Origin of the sequence: Tumebacillus flagellatus, assembly GCF_000714935.1 — a bacterium.
Classification (GTDB): domain Bacteria; phylum Bacillota; class Bacilli; order Tumebacillales; family Tumebacillaceae; genus Tumebacillus; species Tumebacillus flagellatus.
This window is the reverse complement of the sequence record NZ_JMIR01000019.1, coordinates 107372-130050: the sequence shown is the minus strand read 5'-3', so window position 1 is coordinate 130050 and position 22679 is coordinate 107372. Positions and strand designations below refer to the sequence as shown.

Sequence of the window (22679 nt, the reverse complement as noted above, 5' to 3'; positions counted from 1 at the left end):
CACAGGGAGGACACTCCACACAAAAAAGCAAGCCCCGCATCAGGCTGGATTCCATTCAAACGCCTGTTCCCCTGCGGAGCCGGTCCTCCTATCAAAAAAGCCAGGCCCTCTCGCGGGCACTGGCTTTTTTCTACGTCTTACTCCAAATGGCGGTCGCTCGTCACGTCTCCCATCGTGACCACGACCTGACGCTTCCCGGTGAACGGGGCTCGTCCATGCGCGACGAGGTAGTTGTCGAGCATGAGGATATCGCCGGTCTCCCACGGGAAGGAAATCGTCACTTCGTCAAACGCTTGGCGAATCGCCGCCAGCGTCTCCGGCTCAAACGGCGTGCCGTCGCCGTAATACGTGTTGCGCGGCAGATTCTCAACGCCCAGCGCAAACACCATCGCCTCTTGCACTTCCTCCGGCAAGTTCGACACATGGAACAGGTGCAATTGGTTAAACCACACCGTCTCCCGCGTCACCGGATGTTTCGCCAGCGCGTCGCGAACCGCCGTCGTCCGCAAGCTGCCGTCCGGCTTCCAGTCCCACGTCATGCCGTTGGCGCGGCAGTACGCTTCCACTTCCGCTTTGTCGTTCGTCTGAAACACTTCCTGCCACGGCAAGTCCAACCCTTCCATGTGGTTGCGCACATAGCGAATCTTGCGCGTTGCGATGCGCTCGACCAGTTCCGGGTCGAGCTTCTTCAACACCTCGCGGGAATCGGCAATCGGCGTCTCCCCGCCGGTCTCCGCCACCAACACGGAGTAGAAAAAGATCTTCTTGGGCCACGCCGCCGCGTACGACATCTCATTGTGCATCGGAATGAACTGGTCGGCCGGATACGACGTCGACGTGTACACTTTGCCCTGCACTTCCGAACGCGGGGTGGAGCGCTCTGTGTAGCCCTCCAAATTCGGGCAGAGCACCTCGGTAAACTGCTCGAACTTCCCGATCTCCGTCACGTTCCAGTTGCGAAACAGGATGCCGCCGTGCTCCAGCAGTTTTTGCTCCAGCCATGCTCGGTTTTGCTTCGCCCAGTTCAGCAGGTCAAGCCCCGCCTCGGACGGTTCGACCACCAAGGGCAGCGTTTGCCCCGGTTGCAGCGCGGACAGCTTGATCTGGTCTTTTTGCACGTCCATCTTCCCAACCCCCATTGACTGTAAGTTGATAAATACCACTGAACATTTATTTCTATGCATTGAAAATACCCGAAACTCCCAAAACATTCAAGTAATTTCCGCCAACGAAAACTTATTCTAACTCGCAGGTGTTACCGATACTAATAACAAATTAGTAAAATATAACTTAAGAAAACGTTTCTATTATGCAAAAATATTACTAGACACCAGACAATTACTTAATTATACTGTTCTTGTCAATGTGATTTATACTGTTTGTAAAAATGGTGAAGGTTTGGACGGGTGTTACGTCCAGCAGGGTTCACGGGCTACGAGGAGGATGGCATGGAGAAAGCAGAAGCACCGCAGTCGCTTTGGAAGAACTCAATTTTTACCAAGATGTTTCTTTCGTATTCCATTTCGAGTTTCGGCGATTGGTTTGACATGACAGCTCTGATGATTTTGTTCAGCTACACCTGGCACGCCAATTCGTTTTTGGTGGCGCTGGTGCCGATTTCGTACGCGTTGCCGAGCATTCTCTTGGGACAATTGGCGGGCGTGTATGCCGACCGCTGGAGAAAATTGCCGGTGATGATCGCCACAGACGTGATCCGCGCTCTCTTGACGCTGGCGTTACTCTGGGCAGGCGACCCGTACTTGGCGTTGCCGATCATGCTGTTGCGGGCCACCGCGTCGATTTTTAACACACCCGCCCAACAAGCGCTCTTGCGCAAGACGGTGGCGGAGGAACACTTACTGAAGGCCAGCACGTTGATCGGGATGGTGATGCAGATCGCCAAAGTGGCAGGGCCGTTGCTTGGCGCAACGCTGATCGCTTTGTTCTCTGTGCAAATCTGCCTGGTCATAAACGTGGTGAGCTTTTTCATATCTGCTTTGATTTTGGTCTCGGCCGGACGGGTGCCGGAGCCGGGCATGGAAACGGCGCAGGAGACCGCCGCCGCCAAAAGCTCGGTGTTCACCGCCTGGAAGGATGGATGGAGCACGCTGTTTTCCATTCGCGTGTTGTATATGAGCTTCGTGTTTTATCTGGTGGGTTTTTTTACGTTGCAGATGGTTGACTCGCAGTTTGGGGTTTTGCTGCGGACGCTGGTGCCGGACTCATCCTCGCTGCTTGGCTACGTGATCGCAACGGTCGGGTTCGGGATGTTCTGCGTCGGCGGAGTGCTCTCCAGCCGCAAGAACATGAAGTCGTTTGGCTGGACGCTGACGGTGGGGTGTTTGCTGACCGGCGTGTCGTTCGGCGGTTTTGGAAAGCTGCCGATCGGGTCTGCGGCTTGGGTGGTTCTGCTCTGCGCGTTTCTTGGGGGCATCGGCGTGGGGCTTACGATCATCGGTTTTAGCTTCTTGCGGCAACGGGAGACGCCGCCGGAGACGATGGGGCGCATCACCGGCATCACCAACTCGCTGACGTCCGGTGTCGTGATTCTCGGCCCGATGGTCGGCGGGTTGTTGATCGGCTCGATCGGCGTCAGTTCCGCGTTTTGGATCACGGGCTGCATCATGTTTGCCGTCGGTGCACTCGGAGTGCTGTTTCAACGCCGGATTTGGGGGGGAGACGAGAGATCATGAAACAGAAGTTGGTAGGCATACTGGGCGGGATGGGGCCGTTTGCGTCGGCCGAATTTGTCAACACGATCTATGAACACAATTTGAATTTGGGAGCGGAGCAGAACAAACCGCGATTGGTGCTCTGTTCCGACCCGGACATTCCCGACCGCACGACGATGATCGAGGCGGGTCAGAACGACGCCGTGACCGAGAAATTGATCGGGTTATGGCAGCAGATGCAAGGTATGGGGATCGAGGTCTTGGTCGTCCCCTGCATCACGTCGCATTACTACACAAATTCGTACCCGGAAGCGATGCGCAATCAGATGGTGAATCTCGTTGAGTTGACGCTTCAAGAAGTGGAATCTTCGTCAAAGCGAGTTCTTCTCTTGGCGACAAACGGGTCGTACCGCACCGAATTGCTGCAACACGAGCGCATCGTGATTCCCAGCGAGGCGGATCAACGGCGCATCCACGACCTCGCGTACACGATGAAGCAATACGGCAGCCGCCCGGATTTGATGGCGCATACCTACGAGCAAGTGCGGGAGTTGGTTCGCCGCTATGAGGTGGACGGCTGGATCAGCGGATGCACGGAATTTCATCTGCTGACCCGCTATGTGATGCGGGAAGATGCCGACGCTTCTCACCAAATTTTGGACCCGCTGGTGCTGGTGGCCAAGCGATGGCCGCAACTGGCGGCTGTTAAGGAGGAGGGGGTTGCGAAATGATCGCGCAGTCACACTTCGTTCATCGACTTTTTGAAACGCAGGCAGCAGAAAAACCGGACCATGCGGCCGTCACGTACTCGTCGCAAGAAGTGTCGTACCGCGAGCTCAACGAGCGCGCCAATCGCTTGGCGCACGTTTTGCGGGGACACGGTGTGGGCAAGAGCGAGCCGGTCGCGATTCTGCTGGAGCGCAGTGTGGAGATGGTAGTTTCATTGCTGGGCGTTCTGAAAGCGGGGGCGGCGTTCGTGCCGCTCGATCCGAACTATCCGCCAGACCGCCTCGCGATGATCCTGGACGAAGTGGCGCCGCGCTTTGCGATCACGTCCGCCGCGCTGCAAGAGAGCATCGAATTCCCGGAGTCAGCCCGCGTGCTGCCGGTTTCCGATTGGGACGACCGGAGAGACGTCTCTGTGGAAAACCCCGAGTTGATCCAGGAACCGGAAGACCTGAACTACATGTACTACACGTCCGGCTCCACCGGCCGTCCCAAGGGCGTCATGGGCTGCCACAAAAGCCTCGCGCACTTCATTCGCTGGGAGATTGAAGAATTCGGGATCACCGCGAACGACCGCGTCAGCCAATTCGCGGCGCTGTCGTTTGACGCAAGCCTGCGCGACCTGTTCGTCCCGCTGTGCTCCGGCGGCACCGTCTGCCTGCCGGAGCGAGAAACGGTGCAAGACCGGGAGAAGCTCGTCAATTGGATCGAAGCAGAGCGGCTGACGGTGGTGCACTGCGTCCCCTCCGTGTTCCGCCAACTGCTCGCCGAATTGGAAAAAACGGAACCGTCCGCCCGCGCCGCGAAATTCCCGCACCTGCGCTGTATCTTGATGGCCGGAGAAGTGCTGGACGTCAAACACGTCCGCCAATGGATGGAGATCTTCGGCACGCGGATTCAACTGGTCAACCTCTACGGCTCCACGGAAACCACGATGATCAAGCTGTTCCACCGCATCGAGAAACTGCCCCCGGAAGGCAAGCCGATTCCGGTGGGCAAAGCGATGAGAGGCGCCGCCGCCCTGATCCTCAACGAGATGCAAAAGCTCTGCGGAATCGGGCAGGTCGGCGAGATCTATATCCGTTCCCCGTACTTATCCCTCGGTTATTACCAACGGCCGGATCTGAACGACGGCGTTTTTTTACAGAATCCCTTGAATCCGAACCCGGAGCAGCCGGATCGCGTGTACCGCACAGGCGACCTCGGGCGCTATCTCTCAGACGGGTCGGTCGAATATATCGGGCGTTGCGACAACCAAGTCAAAGTGCGCGGCATTCGCGTGGAGCTCGGTGAGATCGAAGCGGCGCTGCACGGCGTGGACGGCATCCGCGAAGCTGTCGTGGTGACACGCACGGAAGCGGAAGGCGACAATACGTTGATCGCCTACTTCACAGGAGTAGAATCGGCGTCCGCACAGACGGTGGAAAGCCTGCGTGCCGCTTTGCGTCGGAAACTCCCGGACGCGATGATCCCGTCGCAGTTCCACGAGCTGGCGGAGATGCCGCTGTTACCCAACGGCAAGATCGACCGCAAATCGCTGGAAGCGTTGGCATTGGACGCGAAACCGGAGCTTGGCCGCGAGTATGCAGAGCCCGAAACCGAGACGGAGAAACTGCTGGCGGCGATCTGGTCGAACGTTCTGGGCGTGGAAAAAGTCGGTGCCCGCGACAGCTTTTTTGCGCTTGGCGGGCATTCGATTTTGGCGATGCAAGTTCTGGCGCGCGTCAAGGAAACCACCCGCGCCCCACTCAAACTGGGCGACTTGTTCGACCACCTCACGATCCGGGACTTGGCGGCGTATCTCGACGAAATCACCCGAGCGGGGCGTCTTGAAACCACCACTTCGATCCCGCAAAGCCCGAAGCGCGACTCCTACCCGCTCTCGCACACCCAGAGCCGCATCTGGTTCCAGCAGCAACTCGATTTGCAAAACTCGTCGTACAACATGCCGTACTCCGTCACGTTGCGAGGCGAGTGGAACCACGAAGCGTTTGAAGGCGCGCTGAACGCTCTCATCGCCCGCCAAGCGGTTTTGCGCACCCGCTTCTTGGAGCAAGACGGGGTGCCCTGCCAGATCGTGCTCGACGACGTGCGCGTGACGATCCCGGTGGAAGACTTGACGGGGCAAGACCGCGACCTGCAAGAAGCGTTTATGAACAAATGGATGGACGACGACGCGCGCACGGCGTTCGACTTGGGCGAAGCGCCGCTTCTGCGCACCCGTTTGTTCCGCTTGCGTGAGAACGAGCACAAGTTCTACATCAACTTCCACCACATCATCGCCGACGGCGCGAGCATGTCGCTGTTGATCCAAAGCTTAGCGAACGACTACCACGCGCTTCTGCACGGACAAGCGGTGAATGGACAGGCTCCGGAGATTTCCTTTGTCGACTATGCCGTGTGGCAGCAAAGCCGATTGGAAGCGGGTGTGTACCAGGAGGAAGAAGCGTACTGGACGGAACGCTTGGCGAAACCGTTGCCTGTCTTGAACCTGCCGCTCGACTTTGACCGTCCGGCGGTGATGCAGGACGAGGGCGCGATTCTGGAATGGCAATTGGACCCGGAGTTGGCGCGCTTGGCGCAAGAGGTGGCACAACGCGAAGGCACGTCGCTGTTCGTCCTGCTGTTTGCGGTCTATCACTTGCTGCTGCACCGTCTGAGCGGCGATGACGACATCATCGTCGGCACGCCGGTCGCCACCCGCACAGAGCGGGAAGTGGAAAACCTGCTCGGGGTGTTCATCAACACGCTGGCGATCCGCGTGAAGTTCGGCGAGCACGAGACGTTCCGCAGTCTCTTGGAACAGGTGAAAGCCCGCTGCTTGGAAGCGTTCGACCGCCAATCGTACCCGTTCGACCTGCTGGTGGAAAACGTGCAGCCGGAGCGCGACTTGAGCCGTCCGGCGCTGTTCTCCGTGCAATTCGTGTTCCCGAACGCGCCGACCGGACTTCATCTGCCGGGTTTGCAGATGTCGGAGCCGACCGTGCACCGCCAATCCAGCAAGTTCGACCTGATGCTGAAGGTGCTGGAGAACGAGCAAGGTTTGAAAGTGATGATGGAGTACAACACATCGTTGCTTCTGGAAGAGACCGTGCGCAACATGGCGGAGCAATTCCAACTGCTGCTCTCGGCTGTGCTTGCCGATGTGGAGCAAAACTTGCACGCGCCGCAACTGATCACCGAACGCGACCGCCGCATCCTCGATGAATTGAACGGGACGGAGCGCGAGTATTCCCGGCGTTTGGCGATGGATCTGTTCATCGAGCGGGCAGAGCAACACCCGGAACGCATCGCGCTGCGCTATGAGGGGCAGTCGATGACGTACGGGGAACTGCACGAGCGCTCCAACCGCGTGGCGAACTTCCTGCGCGGTGCGGGCATCGGACGCAACGATCTGGTCTCTCTGCTCATGGAGCGGAGTCTGGAAACTCTCGTCGGCATCTACGGCATTTTAAAAGCGGGCGCGGCCTATGTGCCGCTCGACCCCGAGTATCCGGAATGGCGCATTCAATTTACGCTCGAAGATTCCGCGTCGCGCTTCGTGCTCACGAAGCGCGGGTGCCTGCCGCATCTGCAAGCGATCGCCGCAGAACTTCCGGCATTGGAAACGATTCTGTTGCTCGACGAAGCAGAGGGCACGGACGAAACGAACGCGGTGAATCGGGTTGAGTCCGTTTGGGAAGCGGGCGAATCTGTCGGCGCATTCTCGGTTGACGGCAAGCGCGTCCTCACGTGGCGCGAGATGGCAGACCAAGCGCCGGCGACAACTCCCGCGTTGATCAACGAGCCTGCCGACCTCGCGTACTTGATCTACACGTCCGGCTCCACCGGCAAGCCCAAGGGCACGGAGCTTGCGCACCGCGCCCTCACGAACCTCTTGAACTGGTGGCAAGAGATGATGCCGATCACGGAGGACGACTGCATCGGGCAGCGGGCGTCGATCTGCTTTGACATGTCGATTCCGGAGCTGTTCTGGCCGCTGCACCACGGCGCACGGATCGTGATCGTCCCGACCGACGCGGTGGTCGACGCGTACCGCCTGCGCGAAACGATGATCGCGGAGAACATTTCGTACCTGAAATTCGTCCCGACGCTGTTCACCAGCTTCGTGAGCGGCTTGCAAGAGATGGGCGGCGCCAACGCACGCATTCCGTCTCTTCGCTACGTGGTCAACGGCGGAGAAGCTCTTTCGCCGAAGCCCGTCAACCTCTGGTACGACTTGTTCGGCACCGAGGCGCAGTTGATCAACCAATACGGCCCGACGGAAGCGGCCGTCGACGTGGCGATCCACAAGCTGGACGGCAAACAATCCGGCACGATCCCGATGGGCCGCGTCATGCCGAACAACCAATGCTACGTGCTCGATCCGCACGGCAACCTCTGCCCGGTCGGCGTCACCGGGGAACTGCACATCGGCGGCGTTCAACTCGCCGAGGGCTACCGCAATCTTCCGGAAAAAACCGCCGAGGCGTTCCTCCCGAATTTCCTGCCGAACACGCCGGGCGACCGCCTCTACAAAACGGGCGACCTCGTCCGCGTCCGCCGCGACGGCGTGCTGGAATACGTCGGCCGTCTCGACTCGCAAGTCAAAGTGCGCGGCTTCCGCATCGAACTCGGCGAGATCGAGGAAGTGCTGAGCCGGCATCCCGAAATCCAAAATGTCGGCGTGATCGTGCACACAGAAGCCGACGGGAACCAAACGCTGGCGGCGTACTTCACCTCCGCCGCGGCGAAACTTGACGTTGCCGAACTCAAGGACTACCTCGGGGAAAAAGTCCCGCCGTACATGGTGCCCGCGTTCTTCGTCCAACTCGACCGACTCCCGCAAACGCCCAACGGAAAAGTGGACCGCAAAGCGTTGGTTCAGTTGGCGCAGGATGAAGGTTTCGAGCAAGAGGCAGTCCAGAACGAGTTCGCCGCTCCGAGCACGCCGACCGAAGAGCAAGTCGCGGCGATCTGGAAGCAACTGCTCAAGAAGGACGACATCTCCGTGCGCGACAACTTCTTCGAACTCGGCGGGCACTCGTTGACGCTGATGCTGATGCACTCGCGCATCCGCAACACGATGGACGTCGCCCTCGAACTCAAAGACCTGTTCGCCAACCCCACCGTCGAAGGGCTGGCGGCGCATCTGGACGCCGTGCGCGGGATGGGAGAGCCGGAACAGGCGGCAGAAGTTCGCATCGAGCGCGCGCCCAAGCGCGAGCACTACGAACTGTCGCACGCGCAAAAACGCCTGTGGTTCCTCCACAAGTTCGACCCGGAGAACACGGCGTACAACGTCTACTTCAACCTCGTGCTGAGAGGCGACCTGCGCGTTGATCTGTTTAAGCAAGCTCTGCACGAGATCGTGAAGCGCCACAGCGCCCTGCGCACCGTGTTCCGCGAAGTGGACGGCCTGCCGCGCCAATTCGTGCAAGAGACGTCGCCGTTTGCGCTGGTCTATGAGGACTGGACGAACCGGAGCGCGCAAGAACGCGAGTCGGCGTTGCGCGCCAAACAGCGCGAGACGGAGCAGTTGCCGTTCAACTTGAGTGAAGGACCGCTGTTGCGCTGTCTGTTGTTCCGCACGGGAGCCGAGGAGTATCACTTCTTGCTCCAAATGCACCACATCATCACGGACGCTTGGAGCCGCGACCTCCTCGGCAAGGAACTGCACCTGATCTACTCGGCGCTCGTCGAAGGCCGCGAACCGAACTTGGCGCCGGTGGAACTGCAATACGAAGACTACGCCGAGTGGCAAGCGTCGCAGGCGGAACAGGGCATTTTTGAACAGGAGCAAGAGTATTGGCTGAAGACGCTCGCCAAGCCGCTTCCGGTGCTGGAATTGCCGACCGACTTCCCGCGCCCGGACGTGCAGACGTACAGCGGCGATCTCGTCCGCGTCGTGCTGCAGGGCGACTTGATGGAAAGCGCGCGACGCGCCAGCCGGCAGGAAGACGTGTCGCTGTTCATGTTTTTGTTCGCCGCGTATGTGCACCTGTTGCAGCATGTCACGGCGCAGGACGATCTGATCGTCGGCGTGCCGATCGCCGGGCGCACGGCGGAGTCATTGAGCGGGACGCTGGGCTTCTTCGTTAACACGCTGGCCATTCGCGTGCGCACCGAGGGCATCTCGACGGTGCGCGAATTGGTGCAAGAGATCAAGCGCCTGCAAATCGAAGCGTTCCAAAACCAATCCGTGCCGTTTGACCTGCTGATCGAGCGCTTGAACCCGGAGCGCGACATGAGCCGCCCGCCGATCTTCTCGACGATGTTCCAGTTGGAAGTCGGGCAGCGCGACGTGTTGCAGGGCGGGCATTACACGCTGGAGTTGGCGGAGAACGCGTTTGAGACGATGACCTCGAAGTTTGACATGCAGATGACCGTGCTGGACTTTGAAGGCCAAGATTGCCAGCTGTTTCTCCAGTACAACACCGATCTGTTCAAGCCGGAGACGGCGGAGAAGTTCACCGCGCTGTTCCAGCAGATACTCGCGGAATTTGCGGCGAATCCGGCAGCTCCGCTCGGGTCGATGACGTTTTTGACAGAAGCGGATCGAAAGGCGTACGCCGAGTTGAACGCGACGGAGAAGGCGTACGACAACGAACGCTTGCTGTTGGACGCGTTTATCGCGCAGGCGGAAGCGCACCCGGAGCGCATCGCGCTCCGCGATCCGAGCACGGGTCGCACGATGACGTACGGTGAACTGCACGAGCGTTCGAACCGACTGGGGCATTTCTTGCGCGGGAGGGGCGCGGGCCGCAACCGACTGGTCGCGATCATGATGGAGCGCAGCGTCGAGTTGATGGTCGGGTTGTACGGGATTTTGAAATCCGGCGCGGCGTATGTGCCGATCGACCCGGAATACCCCGCCGCGCGCATCCAGTACATGCTCGCAGACTCCGGGGCGCACGTGCTCTTGGTGAAGGAGCAGTACTTGGAAAGGGTGGAAGCGACGGAAACGCTTCAAACGGTGCTCTTCCTGGACGAAACGCTGGAGGAAGCTCCGCATCTCAACGCGGACGGCGTGCAAGCGGCGATCTGGAAAGACGTCGCCGCAAGCCCGGCCTCCGCGCCGGAAGCGATCGGCACGCCGGACGATCTCGCGTATATGATCTACACGTCCGGCTCGACCGGCCGGCCCAAGGGCGTGCTGATCCAGCATCGCGCGATTCTCAACCGCCTGCACTGGCACCAAGAAACGTTCGCCGCCACGCCGCGGGACGTGATCATCCAGCGCACGACCGTCTGCTTCGACGACTCTGTGATCGAGCTGTTCTGGCCGCTGCGCCACGGCGCGACGCTCTCGATCATGCCGCAGGAGATCGTCCTCGATCCGTTGCGCATGATCGGACAACTCGCAGCGGAACGGGCGACCTATATGCAATTCGTCCCGTCTCTGCTGTCCGTCGTCGTCTCCGCTCTCCAAGAGATGCCGGTCGAGAGCCGCCCGCAGTTGCGCACGATCATCGTCTCCGGCGAAGCGTTGCCGTCCAAACTGGTCGAGCAATGGTTCGCGCTCTATCCGACGGGCACGAAGCTCGCCAACCTCTACGGCCCGACGGAAGCGGCGGTCGACGTCTCGGGCGCGATCTACGAAGCGCCGCAAGAGCGGATCACCATCGGCGTGCCGCTTGCCAACACGCAGCTGTACGTGCTGAATCCGCAGGGCACGCTCTGCCCGGTCAACGTCAAGGGAGAACTCTACGTCGGGGGCGTGCAACTGGCGCAGGGCTACCACAACCAGCCGGAAAAAACGGCCGAGTCCTTCCTCCCGAACCTCTTGCCGGGAACGCCGGGCGACCGCCTGTACCGCACGGGCGACGCCGTTCGCCTCCTGCCAAACGGCACGCTTGAATTCTTGGGCCGCGTCGACAACCAAGTGAAGATACGCGGCTTCCGCATCGAGTTGGGCGAGATCGAGGAAGCGTTGATGCAATACCCGACGCTCGCGATGGCGGCTGTCATCGTGCGCCAAGGCCCGGACGGGAACCATTCCCTTTTTGGCTACTGCACGGCGGACGACGAGATCGAAATCTCCGCGCTAAAAAACCACCTGCGCGCCAAGCTCCCCGACTACATGGTGCCGCCGCGTCTCGTGCAACTGGAGACGATGCCGCTGACGCCAAACGGCAAAGTCGACCGCAAAGCCTTGGAGCAATACGCGGCAGACGACGCCCTCGAAACGGTGTCGGCGTACACCGCGCCGACGACGGAAACCGAGCAGAAGCTCGCGGGCATCTGGGCGGACTTGCTGAAGCGCGGGCAAGTGGGCGTGCACGATAACTTTTTTGACCTCGGCGGCCATTCGCTGCTGGCGATCCAGACGCTCAACCGCATCGCCAATGAACTCGGCGCCGCACTTCAGCTCAAGGACCTGTTTGCCCACCCCACGATTGCCGAACTGTCCACGCACATCGAAGACCTGCTCCTCTCCGGCAACGCTCACACCCGGAAACAGATCCCGAAAGCTCCCCCGCAAGAGCAGTACGCGCTCTCCAACGCGCAGAAACGCCTCTGGATCACGTACAAGCTCGACCCGAGTTCCAAAGCGTACAACGTGCCGCTGGAGATTCTGATCAAGCGCGAGTTGAACGTGAAGCTGTTTGAAAAAGCGGCGCAGCAACTCATCGCCCGCCACGACGCCCTGCGCACCGTCTTCGTGGAAGTCGGCGGCGAACCGAGGCAGAAAGTCCTGCCGACCTCGCCCGTGCGCATGTTCTTCAAAGACCTGTCGAGCTTCCCGCAAGACGAACAAGCGGCGTTTATCCGCGAATCGATTGCGCTTTCCGAAAGCAAACCGTTTGATCTTCGCAGAGGGCCGTTGCTCCGCCTGATGCTGTTTAAGCGCGAAGAAGGGCTGTACCACTTCTACTTGAACTTGCACCACATCATCACGGACGGCTGGAGCAACGAGTTGATCGCCCGCGAGCACAGCGCGCTCTACGAAGCGTTGCTGGCGGGAGTGGAGCCGGCGCTGCCCGAACCTGCGCTGCAATATACCGATTACGCCGAATGGCAAGAAGCGTTCACGGGCACAGACGCGTGGCTGGCGGAGGAGTCGTACTGGTTGAACACGCTCGCCAAACCCTTGCCGGTATTGGAACTTCCGACCGACTTCCCGCGTCCGGACGTGCGCACCGACCGAGGGGACGCCGTCTGGCTGACGATTCCGCGCGCGCTGACAACCGCCTTGCGAAACAAAACCGCCGAGGGCGAGTACTCGATGTACATGCTCTTGCTGGCGGGATACGTGCTGTTCCTGAACCAAGAGACCCGTCAGCAAGACCTGATCGTCGGCACGCCGATCGCCGGCCGTCTGACAGAAGCGTTGGAATCGGTCGTCGGGTTCTTCGTCAACACGCTGGCGATCCGTACGCGCTTGGACGGAGTGGAAAGCGTCCAAGACCTCTTGCAAACCGTGAAAGAGCAATTCCTCAACGCGTATGAACACCAAGGCTATCCGTTTGACCTGTTGATTGAAAAGTTGAACCCGGAGCGCGACTTGAGCCGCACGCCGATCTTCTCGACGATGTTTACGTATCGCCAGTTCTTGGAGGAGATGTCGCCTATGTATGAGCCGTTGGTGCCAGATACGCATGAGATCAGCAAATTCGACCTGACTGTCAACGTCAGCGAAGCGGAGGACGAGATGCGCGTCCGCTTCGAGTACAACACCGACTTGTTTGAGAAACAAACGGTGGAGCGCTTCGCTTCCTCGCTGGAAACCGCATTGGGCGCGATTGCGTTCCATCCGACCGCTCCGCTTGACGATGCCGTTCGCCGGGCGGGAGAATCCGCGCCGGAAGACACCCTGCAAGTGCGCTTCGAGCGCCAAGCGGCGCTCACGCCGCAAAACATCGCGCTCTCTTGGGAAGACGCGACTTGGACGTACGACCAGTTGAACCGGGAAGCGAACCGCATCGCGCACCTGCTCCGTTTGCGCGGGGCGGGGGAGGGAACGCCGGTCATCCTCGCGCTGGAACGCACGCCGCAGATGATCGCCGCCATCCTCGGCGTCGTCAAAGTGGGCGGCGTGTACATCCCGGTCGACCCCGACTATCCGGAAGAGCGCATCGCCTACATCGTGGAGAATTCCGAAGCCCGGCATTTGGTGACGACCGGCGAGGCGCAAGAACGCATCGCGGCGTTCCAAGGCGAAGCGGTCGTGCTGGACCGCGAGACCGAGACGTTGGCGTCCCTGCCGGACAGCAATCCGGAATCGGTGATCCACGCCGAAAGCTTGATCTACGCCATCTACACGTCCGGCTCGACCGGCAAGCCCAAGGGCGTGCTGCTCACCCACCGCAACGTGTTGCGCTTGATGGACGTGACGCAGCCGTACTACCGATTCGGCGAGCGCGATGTCTGGACGATGTTTCACTCCTACTGCTTCGACTTCTCTGTCTGGGAGATGTACGGAGCGTTGCTGTACGGCGGACGCGTGGTGATCGTGCCGAAAGCGACGGCGCAATCGACGCCCGCCTTCTATGACTTGTTGTTGAAGGAGCGCGTCACGGTGCTCAACCAAACCCCGTCCGCGTTCTACCGCCTGATCGAAGCGGACGGCAAGAACGCCGACAGCACGCTCGGCGATCACCTTCGTTGCGTGATTTTCGGCGGCGAGGCGCTGAACTTTACTCACCTGCGCCCTTTCCTCGACCGTTACCCGGAGAGCACGCAGCTGGTGAACATGTACGGGATCACGGAAACCACCGTCCATGCCACCTTCCGTCCGATCACGCGCCAAGACGTGGACGCAGTGTGGAAGGGCAGCCCGATCGGGCAACCGCTGGACGACTTGACGTTCTACCTGCTCGACGAAAACCGCCAACCGGTCGTCGACGGCGAGCCGGGTGAAATCTACATCGCAGGTCCGGGACTTGCCGCCCGCTACCTGAACAATCCGGAAAAAACAGCCGAGGTCTTCCTCGAACTGGACGGCCAGCGCGTGTACAAAACGGGCGACATCGCCCGCCGCCACGAAAACGGCGAGCTGGAATACCTCGGCCGCGTCGACCACCAAGTCAAAATTCGCGGCTTCCGCATCGAACTAGGCGAGATCGAGAACACCCTCGCCCGCCACGACGCGGTCACGAACGTCCTCGTCGTCGCAAGCCCTGATGCCAACGGCGACTTGCAGCTCGTCGCGTATCTGGAAACGGACGCCGACCTGCCCGCCAAGGAATGGAGACGCTATGTGCGCCAATCGCTGCCGGAATACATGATCCCGGCGCGCGTGGTCTGTGTGCCGGAGTTCCCGGTCACGCCAAACGGCAAGATCGACCGCAACGCCCTGCACGAAATCGGCGAAGCGCAAGCGCGGGAGCAACAAGCCCGCGCCGCTGAACGCGCCGCGATGCAAGAGCAAGCGGGACAGGCGGCGGGAGGCACAGGTCTTTCGGCCGACCGCATCGTCACGGAACTGTCCGGCATCTGGCGCGAAGTGCTTCAGCATGACGACTTCGACGTGGACGACAATTTCTTTGACGTGGGCGGCCACTCGTTCGCGCTGGCGAAAGCACAGTCGCTTTTGAACGAGAAGCTGAGCCTCGACCTGCCGCTGACCGACCTGTTCAAGTACCCGACGATTCAATCGTTGGCGGACAGCATCGCACCGTCCGCGCCGCCCGTCGAGGAGGAAGCGACCGTCCGCGAGCGCGTGCCGCACGAGCAAGACGCCGTCGCGATCATCGGCATGGCGTGCCGGTTCCCGGAAGCGAGTTCGCCGTTTGAATTCTGGCAGAATTTGAAAAACGGCCGTGAATCGGTGCGCGAGTTCCCGCCCGAAGAAGTGGAGGACACGCCGTTCAACCAAGACCCGGAAACGCGCGCCCAACTGGTGCGGGCGGCGGGCATTTTGGAGAACATCGACCAATTTGACGCGGAGTTTTTCGGCGTCTCGGAGAAAGAAGCGCGCCTGCTGCACCCGCAGCACCGCCTCTTCCTCGAATGCTCGTGGGAAGCGATTGAAGACGCGGGCTACAACGTGGAGAGCCTCAACGGCAAAGTCAGCGTCTACGGCGGATGCGGCGGTTCGGAATACCTGCCGCGACACGGCATCCCGAACTTGACGCGCGCCGAGATCTTCCAAGGGATGATCGCGTCGCAGCCGAGGTTCTTGACCACCCGCGTCTCCTACAAACTCAACCTCAAAGGCGAGAGCATGTTCGTCGACACGGCGTGCTCCACGTCGCTCGTCGCCATCCACATGGCGTGCGAGAGCTTGCGCAATCACAAATCGGACTACGCGCTGGCGGGCGGCTCGACGATTCTGCTGCCGCAAAAGCGCGGCTATGTCTACGAACCGGGCTTCGTGCATTCCGAAGACGGGCATTGCCGGGCGTTTGACAAAAATTCCACGGGGACCGCAGACGGCAGCGGGGCAGGGGTTGTTTTTTTGAAACGGCTCTCCGACGCGCTGCGTGACGGCGACCCGATCTACGCGGTGATTCGCGGGTCGGCGGTGAACAACGACGGCTCGTTTAAGATCGGCTACACCGCGCCGAGCCAAAGCGGGCAAGCGGAAGTCATCGCGCAGGCTCACGCTTCGGCTGGCGTCACGCCGGACGACATCACCTACATCGAAACGCACGGCACGGGCACGGTGCTCGGCGATCCGATCGAAGTCGCCGCGCTCACCGAAGTGTTCCGCCGCAAAACCGCACGCAAAAACTACTGCGCCATCGGCTCGATCAAAACCAACATCGGGCATCTCGACACGGCGGCCGGCGTCGCAGGTCTGATGAAGACGGCGCTCGCGCTCCACCACCGCGAACTGCCGCCCAGCCTCAACTTCAAAGAACCGAACCCCGCATGCAAATTCGAAGAATCGCCGTTCTACGTCATCACCGAAAACAAGCCGTGGGAAGCGGAAAACGGCATCCGCCGCGCCGGGGTCAGCGCGTTTGGCATCGGGGGCACCAACGCCCACGTGATTTTGGAAGAAGCGCCGTCCGACTTTGAAGCCGACTCCGATGAACAAGAAGCAATCCAGGTAAGGGGGGGGCTCCTTTGAAACCCGATCAACCCGTTCACGAACGCTCACACCATCTGTTCAACCTATCCGCCCGCAGCGAGTCCGCCGTTCGCCAAGCGGCTTTGAACTTGAGCCGACATTTGGAGCAACAACCTGACCAAAACCTCGCCAACTTGGCGTACACGCTGCATGTCGGGCGCAAACAGTTCGATCACCGTCTGAACCTCGTCGCCTCGTCCAAGGAAGAGCTCCAAGCGCTCTGCCGCCAAGCCGCGTCCGAGACGTGGGAGCACGGGCAGGTGATCGGCGGCATCTCGTACCGCAAACGCGTCGGGAAGGGAGCGCCAAAATTGGCGTTCCTGTTCACCGGCCAAGGCAACCAGTACACCGGGATGGGGCAAGACCTGTACGAAAGCTCTTCTGTGTACAAAGCGGCGGTGGACGAGTGCCTCGACATCCTCGACCCGTACTTCCCCGTTCCGTTTTTGCAGTACTTGGTCAATCCGATGTACCGCGACGAACTGGATTTGATCTACATCGCCACGCCCGCGATGTTCGTGTTGGAGTACGCCCTCGCCAAACTTTGGATGTCCTGGGGGATCAAGCCCGATCTCGTGATGGGGCATTCCTTCGGCGAATATGTGGCGGCGACGATCAGCGGTGCGATGACGACGGAAGAAGCGCTGTTGCTGCTCGTCGAGCGCGGGCGTTTGATGCACGAAGAGATGGAAGAGGGCGGCATGGTTTCGGTGCTCTGCGAGCCGGACGCGCTGCAGCGGTACTTGGAGAGCCATTCCGACCGGCTTTCCGTCGCCACGCAAAACTCCCCGCAGTCATTCGTCATCTCAGGCTTCGCGGACGCGATTGAAGAGCTGACGGAACGCTTGGCCGCCGACAACATCGTGCACAAACGCCTGCCGATCTCCGTCGCCGGACACTCGCCGCTGATGGACCCGATCGTGGCGCCGTTCAAGGAGCACATCGAGCAGAACATCCAGTTCAAGCCGCTCTCGATTCCGCTGGTCTCAAACTTGACGGCGGACGTGATGCGGGAGCGCGTTCTCGACGCGGAATATTGGGGGCGGCACATGCGCGAACCGGTGCTTTTTTACCAAGGGGTGGACGTGCTCTTGGAGCAGGGCGTGACCGCGTTTGTCGAGATCGGGCCGCATCCGGTCTTGAAGACGATGGTCGAAGCGATGACCGACGGCTCGCCGCTGATCGTCGGCTCCCTCAACCGCAAAGAAGCACCGTGGCAGGCGCTGCAGATGTCGCTGGGGCAACTTGCCGCCGCGGGCGTGAACGTGGATTGGAAAGCGTTCGACGCCGACTTCAAACGCCGCCGCGTGCATGCGCCGACCTATCCGTTTGAGCACAAGTCGTATTGGATCTCCTTCGACACGCCGGCGTTGCAGCTCGCTCCGGAAATCAGTACGGCGCTTTCCGAAGTCGCCGCGACGGCACCCGCTGAAGAAAAAATTCAACGCTCCACCCGCCCGACTCAGGAGTTGCTGGAGCAGTTCTGGAAGGAAGTCCTCGGCGTGCATTCCGTCCAGCCGGACGACCACTTCCTGATGCTCGGCGGCGATTCGCTGATGATGATCCAGATCAAATCGCGGGTGCAAAAAACGCTTGGGCTCGACATCCCGATCAAGGACGTGTTCCTGCACCCGACGTTCTCCGATTTCGTCGCCCACGTCGACCGCCTGCGCCAAGCCGCGAGCGACGAGGAAGAGAGCGAGATCAAACCGGCGGAAGTCAAAGAGGTCTACCCGCTCTCGCACACCCAGCGCCGCCTGTGGTTCCTCTACAAATTCCAGCCGGAGTCGCCGGTGTACAACATGCCGTCGCACTACTTGCTGAAGGGGGATGTCAACGTCGAATGGTTGGAAGCGGCGCTGCAAGTGATGGTCGACCGCCACAGCGCGTTTCGCACCGTGTTCAAGGAGATCGACGGCAAGCCGTACCAAGTGATCCGCCCGGAGTGGAAGTTCAAACTCCACTACGAGGACGGGTCGGGCTTCCACTCCCGAGCCGAGCAGCTCCGCTACGGCGAACAGAAGATCATCGAGGACCAGAACATCCCGTTCAACCTCACGGAAGGCCCGTTGCTTCGGGCGATGCTGTTTAAGCTCTCCGACGACGAGTACCATTTCTACCTCAACCAAGCGCACATCATCACCGACGGCTGGAGCTTGGACCTGTTCCGCCGGGAACTGCTCGAAGCCTACCATGCCATCGCGAACAACCAAACGCCTTCCTTCAAAAAAGCCGTGCAGTACATCGACTATGTCGAGTGGTACGAAGCCGAACAAGCCAAAGGCACTTTTGCGAAGGAAGAAAACTTCTGGCTGCAAACGCTCGCCAAGCCGCTGCCGGTGCTGAATTTGCCGACCGACTTCCCGCGCCCGGAGATTCAAACGTACAACGGCGCGCTCGGACGCTTGCAACTGCCGAATGAACTGGCGGACTCTCTGCGCGCGTTCGCCCAGCAAGAAGGCATCTCGATGTTCATGCTCTTGATCGCCGCGTTCAAGATGCTCCTGCACCACTTGAGCGGCGAAGACGACGTGCTCGTCGGCACTCCGGTCGTGGGCCGCACGGTGGAAGCGCTGGAATCGACGGTGGGCTTCTTCGCAAACTCCGTCGTCATCCGCACCCGCCTGAACAACGTCGAGACGTTGCGCGATCTCTTGCGCCAAGTCACCTCGCAAAGCTTCGATGCGTTCGAGCACCAGTCGTTCCCGTTTGATCAACTGGTCGACCTCGTCGGCGTGGAGCGCGACATGAGCCGCTCGCCGATCTTCACGACGTTTTTCTCCTACCGTTACGTGACGGAGCCCAAAGACGCGGGGAAGCACTTGATCCGTTTCACCGCCCCCGGCGAAGAATCGCGGGGTCTCGGCCACAACGTTTCGAAATTCGACCTCTCCTGCATCGTCAACGGCAAAGATGACGAGATGACCGTGCTGTTTGAGTACAACACCGACCTCTTCCGCCCGGAGACGATCGACCGCTTCCTCGACGGCTACCGTCAAGTTCTGGAAGCGTTTGTCACCGACGCGAACCAATCCGTCGCCGGCCTCAACTTGCTGACGGACGAAGAGCAAGAGCTGTACGAACGCCTGAACGCAACGTCGGCAAACTTCCCGGCGGAGCAGACGATCCCCGAATTGTTCTACGCGAAAGCCGCGAGGAACCCGGACGCTCCGGCGCTCTCCGACGGCGGGCAGACGCTTTCGTACCGCCAGCTCAACGAGCGCTCCAACCAGCTTGCGCACCTGCTGCGTAAGCAGGGCATCGGGCGGGAGGACATCGTCGGCGTGTTGATGGAGAGATCCGTCGATGCGGTGGTCGCGATCCTCGCGGTGCTGAAAACCGGCGGGGCGTACGTGCCGATCGACCCGAGCTATCCGGAATCGCGCGTGCGCTACATGCTGGAAGACAGCTCCGCCGCCCTTTTTCTCACGCACGAAGCGATCGTCGAGAGCTTGGCGCTGCAAGACATCGGGGAAAAAACGATCTGTCTCGAACGGGTCCCTGCCGACCTGCCGACCGAGAATGTGGAGCTCACCGCGAGCCCGCAAGACCTCGCGTACATGATCTACACCTCCGGCTCCACGGGCACGCCGAAGGGCACGGAACTGCACCACGTCGGCGTGGCGAATTTGACGCAGTGGAAGCGCGAGCGCTTCGGGTACTGTGCAGAAGACACCGTCCTGCAGTTCGCGTCGTTCTCGTTTGACGCGTCGGTGTGGGAGATGTTCCCGGCACTGTTGAACGGCGCGCATCTGTACCTGCTGGGAGCAGAAGAGCGCACGTCCGTCGCGGGCTTCACCGACGCCGTCCAACGTCTGCAAGCGACGACCGTGACGTTGCCGACCGTGTTCTTCAACCAGTTGAGCCGCAACTTGCACGACGATGACCTGCCTAAGTTTGCGACGCTCAAGCGCGTGTTCGTCGCCGGAGAAGCGCTCCAAGGCGAAGTGGTTCGCGCTTGGCAACGCCGCTTCGGGACGTCGATTGCGATCTTGAACGCATACGGCCCGACCGAATCGACCGTCTGCGCCACGGTGTACGAAATCAAGGATGCCGTCTCCGAACAGCAAGTGCACATCCCGATCGGCACGCCGATCGCCAACACCCGCGTCTACATCTTGGGCGCGAACCTCAAGCCCTGCCCGGTCAACGCCGTGGGCGAGCTCTACATCGAGAGCGTCGGCTTGGCGCGCGGGTACCGCAACCAAGAAGAGCGCACAAAGCAAGCGTTCATCCCGCATCCGTTCTCGTCGGAGCCGGGAGCGGTGCTCTACAAATCGGGCGACCTCGTCCGCTTGTTGCCGGACGGCCAGATCGAATTCATCGGCCGCCGCGACGACCAAGTGAAAATTCGCGGCCACCGCATCGAGATCGGCGAAATCGAAGAGTTGCTCCTGCGCCATCCGTCCGTCAAGGACGGTGCCGTCGTCGCCCCGAAACTGCCGGGCGGCGGGCAGCAGTTGATCGCCTACGTCACCGGGCACAGCGGGCACAGCCAAAGCGACGCGGAAGCAGCGGAAACCCTCGACACCGCCGCCCTGCGCGCCTTCCTCGCCGAGCAGTTGCCGGATTACATGGTGCCGTCGCACTTCGTTGTGCTGGACGAGATGCCGCTGACCCCGAACGGCAAGATCGACCGCAAAAACTTGCTGGCACGCGACGTCGAACTCTCGACGGTCGGCTATGTTCCGGCGCAAAACGACCTGCAAGCCAAATTGGTTTTTGCGTGGGAGAAATGCCTCTACCGCGAAGGGGTCGGCATCCACGACAACTTCTTCTCCGTCGGGGGCGACTCGATCATCTCCATGCAAGTGGTCGCCGTGCTCAACCGCGAAGGGTTGCGCGTGAAAACGCAAGACCTGTTCAAACACCAAACCATCGCCGAACTATCCGCGTACATCGAAACGAACGACCTCTACCTTCTCGAAGACCAGCCGGAAGAAACCGTCACCGGCGTCGTGCCGCTCGGCCCGATTCAAAAGCACCTGTTCGAACTGGAGAACACCGACCGCGAATACTACCTGCTCGCCCTCATCCTCGACATCCGCAAACCGGTCGTCTCCGAATACGTCCAACAGGCGCTGCAACAACTGCTGGAGCACCACGACATGCTGCGCGCGACCTACTCGTTTGAAGACGGGGAAGTGGTGCAGCGCATCCTCTCCAAGGAAGAAGCGCGCTTGGAGTTTGAAGTGCACGAGTTCCCGGAGATGGAGATGGACGGCGTGTTCCGCGAGTGCGAGCGCGTCGAGGCGGAGTTGAAAGCCCGTATCAAGTTCGCCGACGGCCTCGTCGTCAAAGCGGCGCTGCTGAACTTCGGCAAACGCCAAGCCCGCTTGCTGTTCATCATCCACCACCTCGTCACCGACATGGTGTCGTCGCGGATCTTGACCACCGACTTGATCTCGATCTACGAAAACTTGGAAGCGGGCACGGACGCGAAACTTCCGCCGAAGACCAGCACGTACGCCGCATGGGTCGAATCCGCGACCCGGCAGATGAACGGCGACCAAGGCGAGCGCGCATTTGCGTACTGGAAACCGTTCCTCGAAGCGGCGGGGCAACAGTCCGTGCCGGTCGACGTGCCGGACGGACCGAACCGGATGATGGACAACAAGGAACTGTTCGTCACCATCGACGAAGCGACGACGACGCGCTTGCTGACCGAAGTTACAGAACGCCACGGCACGTCGATCAAAGAAGTCCTGCTCACCGCGATGCTGCGTTCCGTCGCCGCGTGGACCGGCCAAGAGTGGGTCGGACTTGCCACCGAAGGCCACGGACGCGACGAGTTGGCGGAGGATGACGGGATCAACCTCGAACGCACGGTGGGCTGGTTCACCAGCGTCTATCCGTTCTATGCGCGGATTGAAAAAAACCAACCTGTCGCCGAGTCGGTCCGTCAAGTCGTGGAGAACTTGGACAACCTGCCGCACGGCGGGGCGTCGTTCAACATGCTGCGCTACTTGAGCGAGCAGAGCGACGTGCGCGAGCTGTTTGCGAACTTCGAGATGCCCAAGGTTTGCTACAACTTCTTCGGCCAATACGACAACATGCGTTCCTTGACGCTCGATTGGTCGCCGGGCGTCCAGTTTGTGGAAAACCACCCGGGCGACAGCGAGAACCACTTCGACATCTTGATTCGCGGACGGATTCGCGACGGCAAGCTGTCGATGGGCTACCAGTTCTCGACCGGACGCTACCACGAAGACAACATCGGTCGTCTCATGCGGTTGTTTGAAGCAGAAATCCAACGCATCGTGCAAGCACACATCGGATAG

General features: G+C 60.5%; 5 protein-coding genes. 4 read left to right on the top strand and 1 reads right to left on the bottom strand.

The features are described from left to right. Positions 1-137 precede the first annotated feature (137 nt). Positions 138-1124, bottom strand: coding sequence for a TauD/TfdA family dioxygenase (locus tag EL26_RS13595; RefSeq protein ID WP_238546116.1), 987 nt, complete (start codon positions 1122-1124; stop codon positions 138-140). A gap of 324 nt (positions 1125-1448) precedes the next feature. On the opposite strand from EL26_RS13595, the gene EL26_RS13590 reads away from it, so the two are divergent. The 4 genes from EL26_RS13590 to EL26_RS13575 are packed head-to-tail and all read left to right on the top strand — an operon-like array spanning position 1449 to position 22679. Next, positions 1449-2693, top strand: coding sequence for an MFS transporter (locus EL26_RS13590; protein ID WP_038089741.1), 1245 nt, complete (start codon positions 1449-1451; stop codon positions 2691-2693). Continuing rightward, positions 2690-3403 carry an aspartate/glutamate racemase family protein gene (locus EL26_RS13585; RefSeq protein WP_038089739.1) on the top strand — a complete coding sequence of 238 codons (714 nt, stop codon included), beginning with the start codon at positions 2690-2692 and terminating at the stop codon, positions 3401-3403. Before EL26_RS13590 ends, EL26_RS13585 begins: the two co-directional genes overlap by 4 nt. Continuing rightward, a complete protein-coding gene (locus EL26_RS13580) occupies positions 3400-16398 on the top strand; it encodes a non-ribosomal peptide synthetase (RefSeq protein ID WP_038089736.1) in 12999 nt (4332 codons plus the stop codon). Before EL26_RS13585 ends, EL26_RS13580 begins: the two co-directional genes overlap by 4 nt. Then, positions 16395-22679, top strand: coding sequence for a non-ribosomal peptide synthetase (locus EL26_RS13575; protein WP_038089732.1), 6285 nt, complete (start codon positions 16395-16397; stop codon positions 22677-22679). The genes EL26_RS13580 and EL26_RS13575 overlap by 4 nt, the downstream gene beginning before the upstream one ends.

What these genes read in the sequence shown, in the direction of transcription:
- EL26_RS13590 (WP_038089741.1), top strand. Translation starts at nt 1,449, where the DNA reads ATGGAGAAAGCAGAAGCACCGCAGTCGCTTTGGAAGAACTCAATTTTT.
- EL26_RS13580 (WP_038089736.1), top strand. Translation starts at nt 3,400, where the DNA reads ATGATCGCGCAGTCACACTTCGTTCATCGACTTTTTGAAACGCAGGCA.
- EL26_RS13595 (WP_238546116.1), bottom strand. Translation starts at nt 1,124, where the DNA reads ATGGACGTGCAAAAAGACCAGATCAAGCTGTCCGCGCTGCAACCGGGG.
- EL26_RS13585 (WP_038089739.1), top strand. Translation starts at nt 2,690, where the DNA reads ATGAAACAGAAGTTGGTAGGCATACTGGGCGGGATGGGGCCGTTTGCG.